Raw genomic sequence first — 16346 nt, 5'->3', positions numbered from 1 at the left:
GCCCCATTCGCCACCACCTTTTCGGCCGATGCGGTCATTATGGGCCGGCGCTCGCCGCCCGAACGTTTTTGCGATTCGACGGTAATCAATACGTCTCACGTAGTGAGACGGTTTCATCAACTGGACGATGACAATGAAAATCCTCGGACCTGACACACTCGTCTTCGGTGTCGAAGACGTTGAAAGCTGTACGCAGTTTCTTCTCGACTACGGTCTCACGCGACAGGGCGAAGACAGATTCGAAGCCCTGGACGGAACCGGGGTCGTCGTTCGCTCCAAGGACGATCCGTCGCTGCCGGCATGGCCGTTCGCGACGGCCAATCAGTTGCGCAAGACCATCTACGGCGTGGCAGACCAGGCGACGCTCGACGAGATCGCCGGCGAACTCGAAAAGGACCGCGAGGTGACGTTGCTGCCCGACGGTTCGATCGAAGCGGTTGACGATGCGGGGTTCGTGCTCGGGTTTCAGGTCACCGTGCGCCGTGAATTGCAGCTTCCGGCCGAACCTGTGAACGCGCCGGGCGATGGCCGCCGCGGCGTCAACGTGACGGGTGCGTTGACCGGCGAGAACGAGCCGCCGCCGTGCCCGAGGACGCTGTCGCATGTCGTGTATTTCGTGCCGGACACGGACAAGGCGGAGGCGTTCTACGTCAACCGGCTCAAATTCCGGCTGAGCGACAAGTTCATCGGAATGGGGCCGTTCCTGCGTCCTGCCGGGACGCTCGATCACCATACGCTTTTCCTGATCCAGACGCCGCCGTTCATGCAGGGCTGCGAGCACTTCACGTTTCACCTCGGTGGCCCGACGGAGGTGATGCGTGCCGGCAGCGCGTTCGCGGCAAAAGGCTATGAATCGTATTGGGGCCCGGGCCGTCATCAATTCGGCTCGAACTGGTTCTGGTATTTCAACTCACCGTTTGGCTGCCACATCGAGTACGACGCGGACATGGACCTGCACGACGACTCGTGGGTGCCGCGCATCGCGCCCGCGCATGCGGACCGCGCTCAGGAGTTCCTCCTCCAGTGGCGTGAAAAGTGGGCGCCGGGCGGCCCACCGCCGTCGTCCGAACCGCTGAAGGCATGACAGCCGATGCCGGCTCGTTGCGCTGGATGCGTCTTTGTGAATTGAGCGCGCTCCCGATCTCGGGGGCGCGCGGGTTCGATCTGCAGGGGCGCGGCGTCGACGATCTCTTCGTCGTTCGCCGGGGCGGGCTGATTCGCGGTTACCGGAATTCGTGCCCGCACTGGCCGGGCTCGACGCTTCCGTGGCGCAAGGATGCCTATCTCGATTGTTCTATGGAGCACATCGTCTGCCATGGACATGGCGCGAAATTCACGCTCGACGACGGTGTCTGCATAATGGGCCCGTGTCTCGGGCAAAAACTCGAATCGGTTCCACTGCGCATCGAGCATGACCAATATCTCAGCATTCTGTGGCGCTGAAGCGATTGCGTGATCGATGCGCGCGAGTTCTGAATGCCGATGTTTCGATACGCCGACATGACAGGTGACAGGCGGGTTCGACGGTGTGCGAATCGTTCGTAGCGAATCGTGAGTCGTTTGAACGCATGAGGCTAGGCAAAGGAACGTTCGATGAACCGGCGAGTTTTACCGCGGGCACTGCCATGAGGCGAACCCATTTTGGTAAGCAACGGCGTGATGCCGCGTTCGCGCAGGTGCTGCCGGTGTGGCTTGTAGCGGTAGCCCGGTCTCCTTGAACAATTTTCGGTTTGCGCAGAGGACGTCCGCTTCCTCGAATCGGAGGAATCGCGTCGACCAACGCATCAGCTTCTTAGCGAATTCTGCTTGAGAAGTACCGGAGGAGCCAATTCAATTCGAGGAGAGCGACTGCCGAGCGTGAAACGAGAGCTTGGACAATATCGGAACGCTCTAGCTCCTACTATTGCACACTACGGGATCTACCCGAATCGGAAATTCGATGGCGAAACGGACGTTCGATGTCGACCGCCAACCACGGATTTGGCGGCATCTTCACCTGCTGTTCCGGCGATGAACAATAACGGCATCAATGAATTGCCCAGCGGATGCGCGATGCGCGCAGCCGGCGCGCGTTCCCAATTCATGAGTGCCATGATGCGATGCGACGGGTCTTCCTCGAAAAGCGCCTGACGCAGCCACATATCGAAATTGACTGAGAGCCGAGCTGGTTCTTGCATTGTCCAACCCTCTTCACCGCGACTCGATCCGCAACCGATGATCAGTACATTCTCGTCGCGGAGTTGTGCAATGGCATGACCAGCCGCCCAGTGTATGCCTGGATCGAGCGTTGCTCGTAACGACAATCGGGCAACCGGAATGCGTGCATTTGGATACATCATGTTGAGCAGGATCAGCATTCCGTCGTCGATCCGATGGTCGAGCGCTTCGCGTGTCGGCAAGGCGGCCCCGTCAAGGAGGTCGACGACACGCCGGGAAAGCAGCATGCTAGACACCCGATGTTCGGCTTCGTCGGGATGTGCGCGAACCCCGAACTCATCAGGCACCGTCGCGCTTTCAGGTAACGGCGAGATCGTGAATACCGGCTCCACCCAATCGCCTGACAGGAACAGTATTGCGTCGGGACGCCGCGACAGTTGTCGTGGAATATCCCGAATCGATCGTTCGAGGAGGCGATCATGAACTCGAGTCTGGCTGCCAGCCTCAGGCGATGGGAAGCAGGTTCTGGAAAAGAAATATACCGGCTGACGAGGGAAGCTATTGGCCATTTTGATAGTTCGAGACGTATGCCTCTTCAAATGAGGAGACCTCAATCATGGCGAATGACAACCTTCCCTTTTTCGCCGGCGGCGACCGCATCATGTGCCGCCCCAATTTGTCCCAACGTGAATGTTTGCGAAACGGGTATCACCAGCAGGCCACGCGCGGCGGCGTCCAGCACCGAGTCTAGTGTGGCCACGTCGGTGCGATGGTAAAGCTCGTGAATCGTGACATGGTTGTCGATATTCGCTGCAGGCGGCACGGGGACAATGCTGGCGATTACCCCACCGTCGCGGACGTGTCCGATGAGATTGTGCGCGACGGGTGCCGCAGCGCTGATGGCGAAATCGAAGGACTGGATTGTTGGTTGCACAGTGATATCCAACGCGTGACCGGCTACGTTACGCGCTTCATCGAGCCTCTCGAAGCGGACTCCGGCCACTGGTTCGGCACCGAGCAGTTTGAGATACTGGATCGCCGCGCGTCCCACGGCACCGAGGGCACCCGAGATCAGCACTCGGTCACCAGCCTGAATCCCGAGCGCGTCGACTGCCTGTCGACCGGTGAGTCCGGCTTTGACGAGCGCGGCCCCTTGCTCGAAGCTCAACGTTGCAGGCAACCTGGCAACAGAACTGGCCGGTACCACGCCATATTCGGCATGCGCACCTTTTCCGTTCGCGGCGAAATCGGCTACGACACGGTCGCCTATTGCGAACCCGCTGACGCCGGTGCCAAGTGCCGCGATAGTTCCGGCGGCGTCGCCCCCCAGCACGGCCGGCAGCGGCAGTGGGATGTATTGAACCATGAAGCCTTGACGAAGAATGAGGTCAAAGGGATTGACCGCCGAAGCCTTGATGTTGATCAGCACCTCGCCCGCACCGGGTTCAGGGGTCGGCAAATCTTCGAGCGAGAACTGGTCAGTACCGCCGTAGGACTTCAGAATTGAAGCTTTCATCGCTGGTCTCCAGAAAAGGGATGCCGATCTGCCGAGTGGCTGGATCGGTAAATCGTAAGATTCATGCGTTTAAGCATGGTCGAGCCTCAGCGATCGCCACCGGTTGTCGGTGGATGGCCGAAGCGGAAGCTCGAAACGGTGAGCCCACCTGCGAAGTTGGTCTGGTGATAGATCGTCGATCCTGGCTCGTCCCATGCAGCACCAACTGCAACCATCAACGGAAGCAAATGATCTTCGCGTGGATGCGCATCGCGTGCGTGGGGTGCCTGGTCCCAGTCGACGAGAAGTGCCGCTCGCTCGGACGAATGCGAATGCACGAGCGTGCGTTGCAGCCAGGTGTCAAAATGCAGAGACGGCTCGTACCCGGATGCATCGCGCATGGCGGGCAGGTTATGGAAGCTCAGGCCGCTGCCGATGATCAGAACGCCTTCGTCGCGCAACGGCGCCAATGCGCGTCCGACCGTCAGATGTCGGGCAGAATCGAAGCCAGGGTCCAGTGACAACTGCACCACCGGAATATCTTCATCCGGATACAACGGCTTCATGACGCTGAAGGTGCCGTGATCGAAGCCTCGGTTCGGGTCCAGGCGTGCATCGATGCCGCCCGCCAGTAACAAATGGCGCACACGCCGCGCGAGCATGGCAGAACCGGGGGCACGATATTCGATGTGATAAAGCTCGTCGGGGAAACCGTAGTAGTCGTAGACCATTCCCGGGCGCTCCGCGGACGAGATAGCGAATCCGGCCTCTTCCCAATGGCCAGAGACCATCAGCACGGCCTTAGGCAGATCGCCTAACTCCGCTCGCATGTCCAGCAACGATTGTTCGAGCTTTGAAAAGTTGCTGCGAAATGCGCCCGTCATGTAAGGCCACGGGCCACCGCCATGGCTGACGAAGTAACTCGGAAGTCGGTATTGGCTCATCAGATTAACCTTCGGAATAGCGCTCTTGGCGTTGGTTGGATGTCTCTGGAACGGCCGTCGTTGGCGCATGGTGAAAGGATCCTGATTTCCTGATGGTTGATCAACGACCGTTGAGTTGATGCATCGTTTCCGCTATGTTTATGATCTATGGATACTTTGCTTAGCATGCGTGTGTTTTGCGCGGTCGCGGATCATCGTAGCTTTGCGGCCGCGGCCAAGAAGTTGGGTTTGTCGCCGGCAATGGTGAGTAAGCACGTAATGCACCTGGAGAGCAGCGTTGGTAACCGATTGCTCAATCGGACGAGTCGCCACGTCAGCCTGACGGAGGCTGGTGCGCTCTACTTCGATCTGTCGAAGCGGATGCTGGAGGGGCTGGACGAGGTCGAGGCGGCAATCAGCAACACCACCTTGACGCCACACGGTACCCTCAGGTTGAGCGCACCCGTCTGGGTAGCGAGCCAGCGTTTTTCAACCTTGTTGGCCGACTATCACCGACGATATCCGGACGTTTGTCTTGATATGGACTTGAGCGGCCGTATCGCGAATCTTGCCGATGAAGGGCTCGATCTTGCTCTACGCGCGACGGCACCCGAGCGGCTCGATCCAGGGCTGGTTGCACGGCCGATCATGCAAGTCCGGTTCTGTCTCGTAGCATCGCCCGCGTATTTGAGACGTTCTGGCCGTCCGAAGAAAATTGCCGACTTGAATGGCCATGCACTGCTGCGATACAGCGGAATGGCGTTGAATGACCGCGTGACTTTCGACAATGCGGATGGTCGACATACCGTGACCTTCCGCACCGTGATGCAGAGCGAGAACGAGACCCTTCTCCATATGGCTGCGCTCCATGGTATGGGGCTGGCTTTTTTACCCACCTGGATGGTCCAGGATGATGTGGCACAAGGGAAACTGAAGGAGGTCCTGCCGGATATGATTACGGTCGGCACGACGCTTCATGCCGTCTATCCAAGTCGCAAGTATCTGTCCGCCAAGGTACGGTCCTTCATCGATTTTCTGGCGGAGCATTCCGATCAAATCGATCCCCGGGGTTAGTGCGTACTACCGGTGTGTCGATAGTCCGACGCTCCGCAGATCAACCGGATATATCGCTCTGACTTTCGGAATGCCGCGCGGACCGACTTAGAGACAAGCGCGCGCCCGAAAGGCGTAGCGAATTGGCCAAATGGCAGCCCGATATCTTCTCGCTGAGGCCGTGGTATGCGAGGAGTAGAGCATTTCGCGCGCTGCGGAACGGGTTTTTGTGGTGCCGTCAGCTCCCGAACAAGGAGGAACTTGTTCTGGCCTATCTCGAAGGTAGGAAGGCCACGGCGTTATCGGAGATTCGCGATACGATCGCAGCAGCAGGAGACGATCCGATCGCGCGCGCGGTTAGTATTTTCGACAGATTGGCTATCGTGGCCCGCCACGGATTTCGTGGTTGCGCCTTTTTGCGTGCCCAGGCGGAACATCTCGAATCCGGTCTGATTCATGCGGCCGTCAAGTCCCACAAGGACGCGATCAAGGGGGTATTCGAGGAGGCCATTGTAGATTTTCCCGTCACGCCAGCCCAGCGGCGCGAATTGGCGGCAACTCTGGCACTGATCTATGACGGCGCACTGGCAGTTGTGACTGTCCAGCAGGATATTACCGCGATCAAGTTTGCGAAGCGTGCAGCGCTCGCGACGTTGTCGCGAGACTCGTGACAGCATCACCCGATCCTGAAACTCGGGCGAATTTTCACATCCTTATTCGAAGGTACTGCGCACGATTTCGATCAATGCCGCTCCATAGCCGATTCTTTCACCGTTAGCGACGGCTATCCGGCCTAGACGGCCGTGAAATGGGGCGACGACAGGGAACAGCACGGAGTCGACCTCGATGTAGGCGATATGTTGTCCCTCGATCACAACCGCGTCCGTATCGGCCATCTGGTGGTCAAGCAACGGATGGGTGCGCATAAAGCGCCCGCAGCACGGCGCGCGAACATAGCCGGGCAAGGGTGAAACGGCTGCTAACATCTCGGTGCCAGAGGACTCGCGATGCTCGTTCGCAATGGTCGACGTGTGTCGATCGAATTCCAACCGGATAGTTTGATCGCCGGCCGTATAAACACATTCCGAGACCCCCGCGGACTGCAGCGTCACAATCAGTCGCTCGATGTCTTGAAGGTCTGTCATCTTTCCGCTCCATTTAACGCGCCGTTTGCGACGAGGCGTTCGAGATGGTGGATATCGAATCCACCTTCAACGAACGACGGTTCTTTCATCAACTCTTGATGAAGCGGCACCGACGTGTCGATGCCACTGATCACGATCTCGTCCAGCGCGACGCGCATCCGTGCGATGGCCTCGTCACGAGTACGGCCGTGGGCGAGCAGCTTCGCAATCAGCGAATCGTAGTGCGGCGGGATCTCGTATCCAGGATACAAATGCGATTCCACGCGGATTCCGGGGCCACCCGGTGCGATCCACGAATCGACGCGTCCGGGCGACGGTGCGAACGTCCAGGGATGCTCGGCCGTCAGACGACATTCGATCGCATGGCCACGCGGCTCGATGTCTTCTTGTGAGAAGGACAGGGGCTCGCCCATTGCGATGCGGATCTGTTCAGTTACGATGTCGACGCCGGTCACCATCTCCGTGACCGGATGTTCAACTTGTACGCGGGTATTCATCTCGATGAAGTAGAACGCGCCATCTTCGTAGAGAAACTCGAACGTGCCAGCGCCGTGATAGCCGATGCGCAAACATGCCTGCGTGCACAGGGCGCCGATGCGTGCGATCTCGCTTCGGGAAATGCCCGGCGCTGGCGACTCCTCGATCACCTTCTGATGACGGCGTTGCATCGAGCAATCCCGTTCGCCGAGCCAGACCGCGTGGCCGTGCATATCGGCGACCACCTGAATTTCGATATGACGCGGATGTTCGAGAAAGCGCTCGAGATAGACAGCCGAATTGCCGAACGCCGCTGCGGCTTCTTCGCGCGTCGTCGACACGGCCGACAGCAGGTCGGCCGGCTCTCGGATGACCCGCATGCCTCTGCCACCGCCGCCGCCGGCTGCCTTGACGATCAACGGATAGCCGACGGTGCGCGCCATGTCGACGATGAGTTGCTCATCCGTCGGTAGTGCGCCCTCGGAGCCTGGTACGCACGGCACGCCGGCGGCTTGCATCTCGCGCTTCGCGCTGACCTTGTCTCCCATCATGCGAATCGCATCCGAGCTCGGGCCGATGAACGTGAGTCCGGCCCGCTCGACAGCCGCGGAAAAGTCGGCATTTTCGGACAGGAAGCCGTAACCGGGATGGATCGCATCGGCGTTCATCAGGCGCGCGGCGATCAGAATCTCGTTCGCTCGCAGATAACTCCGGGACGACGGCGGTGGTCCGATGCACAGCGCGTCATCCGCCAATTGAACATGGCGGAGATCCGTATCGGCTTCCGAATGGACAGCGACAGTCTTGAGGCCGAGGGCGCGGCACGCGCGTAGCACGCGTAACGCGATTTCGCCGCGATTGGCGATCAGTACGGTATCGAACATTGGGTCTCTATGCAGGGTCAATGACGAAAAGCGGGGTGTCGTGAGCAACGGGGGCGCCGTCCGAGACGAGAATCTCGGCTAGCAGTCCGTCGCAGTCGGCTTCGATCGGATTCAGTAGCTTCATTGCCTCGACGAGTCCCAGCGTCATGCCTGCCTGGACGCGATCACCTGGAGACGCGAACGGCGGTTGGTTCGGACCCGGGGCGCGGTAGAAGGTTCCGACCATGCCCGCGTCGATCGTATGCCTGCGCGTACTGTCGGTGCTCGTCGCGCCGTTTGCATCGACAACCGTATGCGCGGGATTCTGCACAGGCGGATCGGCTGGCGCATTCCCGGTCGCGCGATGGCTGCGCACGAGCCTGATCCGCCGATCACCGTTCGTATAGTCGATTACGCTGACGGACGTGCGTTCAAGCAGTGCGACAATGTCATTGATAAAGTCGTGATCCATGCAGGCCTCAGCTGAATGCCTTGACGGAAATGCCGGCCTGTTCGAGCGTGGCGCGAACACGGGCGGCCATGTCAATCGCACCCGGCGTGTCGCTGTGCACGCAGATCGTATCGATCGGTACCTTCAGCATCCTTCCCGATACAGTTTCGATCGCACCTGCCTGAATCATCCGAAGCATCCGTGCCGCAGCTTGGCCGGCATCGTGCAGGACCGCACCGGGCGATTTTCGCGACAGCAGATGGCCTTCCTCGTCATAGGCGCGATCGGCGAACACTTCGCTACGCACGCGCAGGCCCATGTCGCGGCATACGCGCTCCATCACGGCACCGGAAAACGTCATGCAGATCAGCTCGGGATTTACGGCCTTGATCGCACGAGCGATTGCCATGGCGACATCCTCGTCCGTTTGTGTCATGTTCCCGAGTGCGCCGTGAGCTTTCACGTATGTGACGCGATGACCGGCGTAACGGGCGAGCGCCTCGGCCGCGCCAATCTGATAAGCGATCAGGCGTTCGATTTCACCGATACTGAATGGAATGACACGACGGCCGAAACCCCATACGTCGGGAAAGCCTGGATGCGCGCCGACGGCGACGCCGCGTTCTTTGGCCATTGCAAACGTGCGTGCCATGATCTCGGGGTCGCCGGCATGCAGGCCACACGCGATGTTGGCCGACGTCACGATATTCAGGATGGCGTCGTCATCCCCCATTCGGTAGCGACCAAAGCCTTCGCCCATGTCGGAATTCAGGTCGACTTCAATGTGTTGTCTCGTAGTCATGGTTCATGTCCTCGTCGGAAAGCTACGATGGCGAGCGCCATTGTCAGCCTCGATCAGCCATCATCGAAAGATTGCTGCGGATGCGGGCATATTCGTCGGCCTGCTCCCGCAATGCGTTGACGGCCGTTTTTACGTCCGTTACTTGAAAGCGGATACGGCATCCGACGGGCGCCTGCGCGAGTTTCCAGAGATCGGCCTCAATGACGGTCGCGATCTTCGGGTATCCGCCACATGTATTGGCTTCCGCCATCTGAACGATCGGCTGCCCGGATGACGGAACCTGAACCGTGCCCGGGACGATGCCGTGCGACAGCAGTTCAATGTGCTCGATCAGCGGGAGCAGTGGGCCGCTGAGGCGATACCCCACTCGATTGGCCTCCGCCGTCACTTCATATTCCGTTTGCCCGAACGCGGCACGGGCCGATACCGTAAAGCGGTCATACTCGGCGCCTGGCAAGAACCTGACGGTCACGCAGCCGTTCGACAGTTCCTGCATGAATGAAGGTAGGCGTTGCGGAACGATGCCGAGCCCGGATGCCTTGCTGACTGGAGGAGTGTCGCGGCTTCGTACCTTCAGCACGTCGCCGCGTTTCAGGCCTCGCCCCTCCATCCCCCCGAAGCCGCCTTTGAGATCGGTCGATTCGGATCCCAGAACCGGCTCGATATCGATTCCGCCATCGATCGCAAGATACGCGCGCGCGCCTCTCCTGGGATGTTCGATAACGACGGTTTGCCCAGCCTTGGCCGAGCGACGCCACCATGGCGAGAGCGTCAGATCATCGAGGCGGACGGTGCAGTCGGCACCGGTCGTCGCGAAATCGGTATCCTCCTGAAATCGCAGCCGGAACGGGAACATGTTGACCTCGATGCCGGCTGCACCGGGATCGTTGCCGACCATCGCGTTGGCAAGCGTGAGCGCCATGGTGTCCATCGCACCGCCACGGCTGATCCCGCTGTCAAGGTGTCCGCGCCGACCGAGATCCTGGATGAGGTTCGCGGCGCCATTCGACAGTACTTCCATCACAGTTCAATCCTCGCTACGCTGAATCGAACCCGGTCGCCCGGCGACAACAAGCAGACCGGGTTGCGGTTCACGTTAAACATTTCAAGCGTGGTCCTACCCAGCAGGTGCCATCCGGACGGCGCCGTGCATGGCATGACACCGGCCTGCGCACCGCCAACGATGACCGTGCCGGCCGGGATCTTCATTCGCGGCACCTTACGTCTTGGCACACTCAATTCCAGTGGCAATCCCGTCATGTACGCGAAACCTGGCATGGAGCCGATACTCGCCACGCTGTACTCCGCTTCGGCGTGACGTCGGATGTATTCGCGGACATCCATCAGCGCGCCTGCTGCCAGGTCGCGTAAATCCTCACCGGCTTCGCCGCCATATACGACGGGAATCTCGATCTCGCGGCCGAGCTGAACGAGCGGTTCCGTCGTTTCCCAGAGCCTGACCATCAACTCGCCAGCCTCACAAGGAGGAAGTGACAGCGGGTCGAAAACGAACAGGAGATTGTTGACGCCCAACACCAGCTCCCGTGATCGATCCGCGTCGCCTAGCGAGCGGATTCGCTGTGCTAGTGCGAAAAGTCGCTGCTGCAGTTCGGGATCGAAGGGACCGTTCGATGGATCGAACAGGATCGCGCCAGCCCCGGCCGCATGAACACGAGGTTCAGCTGGAGGTCGACAATTGGGCGCCATGAGTTCGGCAGGAGAGGTCATTCGGTTCATTTCGTCGCTCAGCTTGCTAGTTCGGACGAGTGGGCGGCATGTGCCGCGGTTCGCTTCGTCATTCCTGGAGGGGTTTGCGGGCGGTTTCGCGGGCCGCATACAGGGCTGCGAGCGTGATGGCAAGGCCGGCGCCGACGTATAGCGCGATGGGCGTGACCGACAGATACGCCTTGTATAGGGCGGCGAAGGCCAACGGCCCGAACGCGCCACCGACGATGCCGCCGAGCGTTGCCGCGAGCGAAGCTCCGGCATAGCGGACACGGGTCGGAAACTGTTCCGTGACGAATGAAGCTTGCGGTCCGTACATCATTGCCTGGAAGAGCATGCCGATCACCACCGCGACGCATATGTTGGCGGGCTGGCGCGAGTCCATCAGTGCGAAGTATGCGAACGCCCATGCGATCGACAGCACGGCGCCTGCGCCATATACGATGCGTCGACCCAGCCGGTCGGACAAGCCGCCGAAGATCGGGACACAGATTGCATGTAATACAGAGCCGAGCATGGTCGCGACGAGCGCGAGCGAGCGTGGCAAATGCAGAATGGTCGTGATATAGGTGAGTGTGAAGACGATCAGGAGACCGTAGACGAGATCGGAACCGATGCGCACGCTACCGGCGATCAGCAGTCGTCGCCAATGTCCGACGACGACTTCCTTGATCGGAAGTTGGGCCTTGTGTCTGTGGCGTTCCAGTTGCTTGAACATGGGCGTTTCATCTACGCCACGTCGCAACCACAGACCGAACGCCACCAGAACGGCGCTCGAGAGAAACGGCATACGCCAGCCCCACGTCTGGAAATCGTGAGTCGACAACAGCGCCGAGCACGCGGCAAGAAAACCCGCGCCGAGCAATGTGCCGCACGCCGGCCCGACCTGGGCAAACGACGCATTGAGTCCACGGTGGCGTTGATCGCCGTGTTCCATAGACAACAGAACGGCACCCGCCCATTCGCCGCCGATTGCCGCACCTTGCAGGAACCTCAGCGTGACCAGCAAGATCGGACTCCAGATACCCCACACCTGATAGGTCGGCAACAATCCCATTGCTCCGGTTGCCGCGCCCATCATGACGAGCGTTGCAACAAGTACGAATCGCCGGCCGAGCTTGTCGCCCAGGTGACCGAATACGATGCCACCGAATGGTCGCGACAGATAGCCAACGGCGTAGGTTGAGAAGGCGAGGATGGTGCCCGTCATCGGATCGAACGACGGAAAGAAGATCGTGTTGAACACCAGCGCCGCCATCAGGTTGTAGATCGTGAAATCGAACCATTCGAGCGTGGTGCCGATCGAGCTCGCGGCAGCGAGACGACCCATGCGCGGCGGCTGGGAGGAGCCTTCGTGCGAGACGGGCTTGTCCTGCGTGAACGTCGTAGAGTTTTCCATTACGCACACTCCCGGGCATCGAGGTTCCATGCAAGGCCATACCGTGCGGTAGCCACCGACGAGCCGTTCAGCGAGGTAGCTGCAGTCTGTAATGCCGCTTCGTTCGATGAGGGGCTGCTGCTCTCGATAATCAGGATCGGGCGCATTTGGCGGCGGGACATATCCTCGAGCGGCAGCGGCCGGCTCAAGTCGTCGTTGGGAAGGAGGAGGTATGAGCGGACGAAGCCGCTGCGTTGCGACAGCGTGCGTCCCAGCGTCGCGCACTGTTCGATGAGTCGATCGGTTTCATCTGACATGTCCAACTGCAGGACAGCCAGCCAGCCGCCATATCCTTTGCCGATTTCCGCGTGCAATGTGCCGATCCGCCGGACGGGAGATCGCATCTTCGACAGCACGTCGACGGACCAAGGCGTCTGGTGACGAAACGCATGTGCGTATGCAGGAGAGTCGAAAGCGGATACTGAGCGCGCCCAGTAGAGCGCCAGATAGCGCGGGCCGCCGTCGACGGCAACGTAACGCGATGCGGACAAAACCCCATCCATCCTGACTCGATCCTCGAGATGCTCGTCGTCATACCATCGATTGAAATTGTCCTCGTCCTGTGCATCGATATCGGATGCGACAAACAGCAACCCGCGCGGCTCCATACCCGTCTCCTTGTCTTTCCATATTGATCGGACCGACGCATCGTCTCTACCCAATAAATGCGCTGCAAACGGGAATTTCTTCGCAAATTTGATAACTTTTTCTTGTGGTCCCGGCGTTGAGGTACGCCGGTACGAGGCGGCGCCGCGATGGCCTGATCTGGTGGTGTGGCAGCTGGGTGGGGTTTTCCCGGGCGGTTGATGCCGGAAACGGAGGCAGCGACGGCGCGGTGGGCAGATGTGTCCCAGGTACTCGATAGCCGATGGAGGCGTTGTATCCATCCAATTGCTAGGGGATTTACAGTAGAAATTTTTCGGGTGAAAGTCCGCCAGTCATAGCCGCGCCCACCGTGTTCCGCGGTGGCGTTACACGAACACGTTTGCCAGGATTTCTTTCATGAACACGCGCTTTCTGGAAAGCTTCCTTGTTGCCGTCAAGCTCGGCAGCTTCCGCGCAGCCGCCGAGCGCCTGCATGTCACCCAGGCGGCCATCTCGAATCGCATCGCGGCACTCGAGGAAGAGATCGGCGCCCGCGTGTTCGATCGGGATTCACGTGAGATGCGTCTTACCCCCGTTGGCATACGATTGATCCAGTATGGGGAGCGCATGCTCGAGCTTCAGGGCGAAATCATGCAGCTTGGTCAAACCGATCGGAAACTGCTCGGCAGCGTGCGTATCGGCGTGATAGATACCATTGTTCATACATGGCTCATTGGATTCGTCGAGCATCTGCAGTCGTCGTATCCCGGGATCGAGGTTCAGTTGAGCGCGGAATCATCGGAGCGGCTAAATCGAAGCTTGCGCGATGGAGAGGTAGACGTTGCCCTGCAGACCGATCAACTGATCGGGGAGGGCATGTTCAGCAAGGCCTGTCTGCCGATGGCAATGGGCTGGATCGGCAGGCCGGGGTCGGCGTCGGCCGGCCTGGACGTCCAGGATCTGCTCACGCGCCCGGTTGTCTCGATGAGCCGAGGGTCGCAGCCTTATCTCGTACTCCGGGACGTATTCAAGCGCGCGAATGTGCCGATGGGAAAAGTCCATTGCGCCAATTCGATCGATGCCATCGTGAGGCTCGTCAAGAGCGGTTTCGGCAATGCGCTGATTCCGTTGCCTCCGGTGCGGGAGCAGGTGGAGCGCGGGGAGGTGGAGGTCATCCCGTTTGGGTTGCCACTGCGACCGCAAGGGTTGGTCGTGAGCTACATGGAAAACCGCGCATCCGATGCAATCCGCTTCGTTGCGGATCTCGCTTGTCAAGAGGCTGATCGCTTTACTCGATCGTTACCCTTGCCGTTCTCACAGACGTGAATGATGCGTTAATGGGGACGAGAGGACCGGGTATGCCGCCACCGGTTGCTCGACGTAACACCGGCGCACGATACAGCGAACGCCATCAAGGCAGCTGACCGGCTCGTCTACGCATCAGGAACGGCCGGGGGCTGCTTTTTCAGCAACGCAACCACGGCATCGACCATCGGATGGTAGCGGTTCGAATTCCAAACCAGTGCTGCCGTGACCACCATCACCTTTTCTTTCAATGGCCTCACGACGACGTTCGCGGGCACCAGCTTGCGCATCGACGATGGCACAAGGGCAACGCCTTGGCCGCAACCGACGTAGGCGACTTGAGACGTGATTGATCGCACTTCGTGCATGACGCGCGGCGTCAGCCCGTTGGAGCGGCAGACGGACATCAGCAAGTCGAAGTAGTCCGGGGCGACCTGTCGCGAGGAAACGACCATCTGTTCGCCTGCCAAGGAGCGCAATCGTACTCTCGGCAATGATGTGAGCGTGTGATCCTTGGGAAGTGCGACGGCCAGGCGATCTTCGGCAAGCGGCATCGTCAGGATCCCGTTTCCGACTTCTCGGTCGACGCGCACGAACGCGAGGTCCAGCTCTCCCGCTTCGAGTGCGGGAATCGCATCGACGCTGTCGATTTCATTGACGAAGACCGTCAGATCCGGATGAGCCCGCTTAAGCTCGTCCAGTAGGGGGGGGACGGTCTCGAGCATCGCTGACGTAATGGCCCCGACGTGCAGCACGCCGGACTGACCCGCGGCGACCTCTCGCACGACACGCTCCAGCCGTTCGACCTGACTCGTGAATTGTTGCACTGCAGGGAGGATCGCAGCGCCGGCGGGGCTGAGTTGCGTGCCCTGTCGCGAGCGATAGAAGAGCTGAAGCCCCAGCGATTGCTCGAGAACCTTGATCTGCTCGGTCAATGGTGGCTGAGACATGTTCAAGCGCTTCGCTGCTCGCCCGAAGTGCTGCTCTTCCGCAACCGCCAGAAACATCCACAACTGCTTGATTAGCCTGAAATCGATCGTATTGCTCATGCGGGTTTGCCTCCGTCCGGAATGTTCCGCGATATGCGAGATGCGTTGAGGGCGCCCATTTTCCGCTTGTGTGGCTCCGTAGCTCGGTTTTTGCTGATCCGAAAATGATATCAGCTTGATACGAAGTAACGAATTTACATATCAACGTGGCGACGCGACGATTGGGACACTTGTCAACGGAACCCAACGTGATGAACCCGACATCCATCCTCGACCGCCTCGCCGCGCTCGACACCAACACTGTTTCCGATGCGCTCGATTTTCTGGATCTGCCGGGCGCGACCTACGGACTGCGCCCGCTGTGGGACTGCCCGAAGATCGTTGGCCGCGCGAGCACGATTCAGCTCGGTCCGAAAGCGGATGCCAAACCCACCGTGCATCTGATTTCGCCCGTCATCGACGCGGTGAACACGGACGACCGCGTGCTGGTGATCGCCGGCGGTGCCGACGGTATCTCCTGCTGGGGCGACATCCTGGCCAACGCCGCCACGGCAAAGCAGGTCCGCGGATCGGTCATCGACGGCCTGAGCCGCGATATCGACGGCAGCGAGTCGATCGGCTACCCGGTGTACGGCCGTGGCGTGACGATGATCAGCGCGCGCAATCGCGTGATCCAGATTGACTCGGGCAACCCGGTCCAGATGGCGGGTGTCACCGTGTACGAGGGCGACTACGTCATTGCCGATCGCTGCGGCACGGTGTTTGTGCCAGCCGCGCGCATCGAGGAGGTGCTCGATCTCGGCGAGCGCATCGCGCGTCGCCAGGACGGCATGGTGGCCGCCGTACGCGCCGGGCGCTCCGTTGCGGAGGTCATGCATGACAAGGAATTCGAGGCCATCGCGGTCCGCTAACCCGACATCGTTTTTGGAGTTTTATCG

Annotated in this window: 18 protein-coding genes and 1 pseudogene; 6 read left to right on the top strand and 13 right to left on the bottom strand. The window is 60.0% G+C overall.

Translation table 11 applies throughout. The features are described 5' to 3' along the window. The first annotated feature begins 133 nt into the window (after positions 1-133). Together B7G54_RS07050 and B7G54_RS07045 are read left to right on the top strand one after the other, a co-directional pair. Complete coding sequence (locus B7G54_RS07050) at positions 134-1084, top strand: VOC family protein (RefSeq protein WP_085038456.1); 951 nt, start codon at positions 134-136, stop codon at positions 1082-1084. Then, positions 1081-1443: a Rieske (2Fe-2S) protein gene (locus B7G54_RS07045; protein ID WP_085038455.1), complete on the top strand. Its 363-nt coding sequence runs from the start codon at positions 1081-1083 to the stop codon at positions 1441-1443. The genes B7G54_RS07050 and B7G54_RS07045 overlap by 4 nt, the downstream gene beginning before the upstream one ends. Positions 1444-1577: 134 nt before the next feature. Here B7G54_RS07045 and B7G54_RS39590 read toward each other — a convergent pair. From B7G54_RS39590 to B7G54_RS07030, 4 genes and pseudogenes are all read right to left on the bottom strand, one after another. Then, positions 1578-1792: pseudogene (locus B7G54_RS39590) on the bottom strand (IS5/IS1182 family transposase); the annotation flags it as partial. Positions 1793-1919: 127 nt separating this feature from the next. Continuing rightward, complete coding sequence (locus B7G54_RS07040) at positions 1920-2726, bottom strand: DODA-type extradiol aromatic ring-opening family dioxygenase (protein ID WP_085038454.1); 807 nt, start codon at positions 2724-2726, stop codon at positions 1920-1922. Positions 2727-2767: 41 nt separating this feature from the next. After that, positions 2768-3673, bottom strand: coding sequence for an NADP-dependent oxidoreductase (locus B7G54_RS07035; protein WP_085038453.1), 906 nt, complete (start codon positions 3671-3673; stop codon positions 2768-2770). An 86-nt stretch (positions 3674-3759) separates the two neighbouring features. Continuing rightward, positions 3760-4596 carry a DODA-type extradiol aromatic ring-opening family dioxygenase gene (locus B7G54_RS07030; RefSeq protein WP_165765557.1) on the bottom strand — a complete coding sequence of 279 codons (837 nt, stop codon included), beginning with the start codon at positions 4594-4596 and terminating at the stop codon, positions 3760-3762. A 147-nt stretch (positions 4597-4743) separates the two neighbouring features. Here B7G54_RS07030 and B7G54_RS07025 point away from each other — a divergent pair, with 147 nt between their 5' ends. Both B7G54_RS07025 and B7G54_RS07020 read left to right on the top strand, forming a co-directional pair. After that, positions 4744-5649 carry a LysR family transcriptional regulator gene (locus B7G54_RS07025; protein ID WP_085038451.1) on the top strand — a complete coding sequence of 302 codons (906 nt, stop codon included), beginning with the start codon at positions 4744-4746 and terminating at the stop codon, positions 5647-5649. A 122-nt stretch (positions 5650-5771) separates the two neighbouring features. Further along, on the top strand, positions 5772-6299 hold the full coding sequence (locus B7G54_RS07020; protein WP_133059147.1) for a hypothetical protein: 528 nt from the start codon (positions 5772-5774) through the stop codon (positions 6297-6299). A gap of 42 nt (positions 6300-6341) precedes the next feature. Here the strand turns inward: B7G54_RS07020 and B7G54_RS07015 are convergent, their stop codons facing one another. The 8 genes from B7G54_RS07015 to B7G54_RS06980 all read right to left on the bottom strand — a co-directional run bounded on the left by B7G54_RS07015 (position 6342) and on the right by B7G54_RS06980 (position 13137). Continuing rightward, complete coding sequence (locus B7G54_RS07015) at positions 6342-6773, bottom strand: biotin/lipoyl-containing protein (RefSeq protein WP_085038449.1); 432 nt, start codon at positions 6771-6773, stop codon at positions 6342-6344. Then, positions 6770-8134 (bottom strand): acetyl-CoA carboxylase biotin carboxylase subunit, encoded by a 1365-nt coding sequence (gene accC / locus B7G54_RS07010; RefSeq protein WP_085038448.1) that lies wholly within the window; start codon positions 8132-8134, stop codon positions 6770-6772. Before accC ends, B7G54_RS07015 begins: the two co-directional genes overlap by 4 nt. Positions 8135-8141: 7 nt before the next feature. Further along, complete coding sequence (locus tag B7G54_RS07005) at positions 8142-8585, bottom strand: acetyl-CoA carboxylase biotin carboxyl carrier protein (protein WP_085038447.1); 444 nt, start codon at positions 8583-8585, stop codon at positions 8142-8144. Between the two features lie 7 nt (positions 8586-8592). Continuing rightward, positions 8593-9366 carry a LamB/YcsF family protein gene (locus tag B7G54_RS07000; protein WP_085038446.1) on the bottom strand — a complete coding sequence of 258 codons (774 nt, stop codon included), beginning with the start codon at positions 9364-9366 and terminating at the stop codon, positions 8593-8595. 43 nt (positions 9367-9409) lie between these two features. Further along, positions 9410-10387, bottom strand: a complete 978-nt coding sequence (locus tag B7G54_RS06995; RefSeq protein ID WP_208864948.1) for a 5-oxoprolinase subunit C family protein — start codon at positions 10385-10387, stop codon at positions 9410-9412. Beyond that, positions 10387-11094 (bottom strand): 5-oxoprolinase subunit PxpB, encoded by a 708-nt coding sequence (gene pxpB, locus B7G54_RS06990; protein ID WP_208864947.1) that lies wholly within the window; start codon positions 11092-11094, stop codon positions 10387-10389. The genes B7G54_RS06995 and pxpB overlap by 1 nt, the downstream gene beginning before the upstream one ends. Before the next feature lie 67 nt (positions 11095-11161). After that, entirely contained in the window at positions 11162-12490 is a 1329-nt protein-coding gene (locus tag B7G54_RS06985) for an MFS transporter (protein ID WP_085038443.1), read from the bottom strand. After that, complete coding sequence (locus B7G54_RS06980) at positions 12490-13137, bottom strand: DUF4286 family protein (RefSeq protein ID WP_085038442.1); 648 nt, start codon at positions 13135-13137, stop codon at positions 12490-12492. The genes B7G54_RS06985 and B7G54_RS06980 overlap by 1 nt, the downstream gene beginning before the upstream one ends. Positions 13138-13531: 394 nt before the next feature. Between B7G54_RS06980 and B7G54_RS06975 the strand changes: the two genes are divergently transcribed. Further along, positions 13532-14440 carry a LysR family transcriptional regulator gene (locus tag B7G54_RS06975; protein ID WP_085038441.1) on the top strand — a complete coding sequence of 303 codons (909 nt, stop codon included), beginning with the start codon at positions 13532-13534 and terminating at the stop codon, positions 14438-14440. Between the two features lie 107 nt (positions 14441-14547). Here B7G54_RS06975 and B7G54_RS06970 read toward each other — a convergent pair whose 3' ends face one another. Then, positions 14548-15468: a LysR substrate-binding domain-containing protein gene (locus B7G54_RS06970; RefSeq protein ID WP_085038440.1), complete on the bottom strand. Its 921-nt coding sequence runs from the start codon at positions 15466-15468 to the stop codon at positions 14548-14550. A gap of 191 nt (positions 15469-15659) precedes the next feature. On the opposite strand from B7G54_RS06970, the gene B7G54_RS06965 reads away from it, so the two are divergent. Further along, on the top strand, positions 15660-16319 hold the full coding sequence (locus B7G54_RS06965; protein WP_085038439.1) for an RraA family protein: 660 nt from the start codon (positions 15660-15662) through the stop codon (positions 16317-16319). Positions 16320-16346: the final 27 nt, after the last annotated feature.

This window comes from Burkholderia puraquae (assembly GCF_002099195.1).
In the GTDB taxonomy this organism is placed as follows: Bacteria; Pseudomonadota; Gammaproteobacteria; order Burkholderiales; family Burkholderiaceae; genus Burkholderia; species Burkholderia puraquae.
The sequence above is the reverse complement of the archived record's forward strand: the minus strand, read 5'-3'. Positions and strand labels throughout refer to the sequence as shown.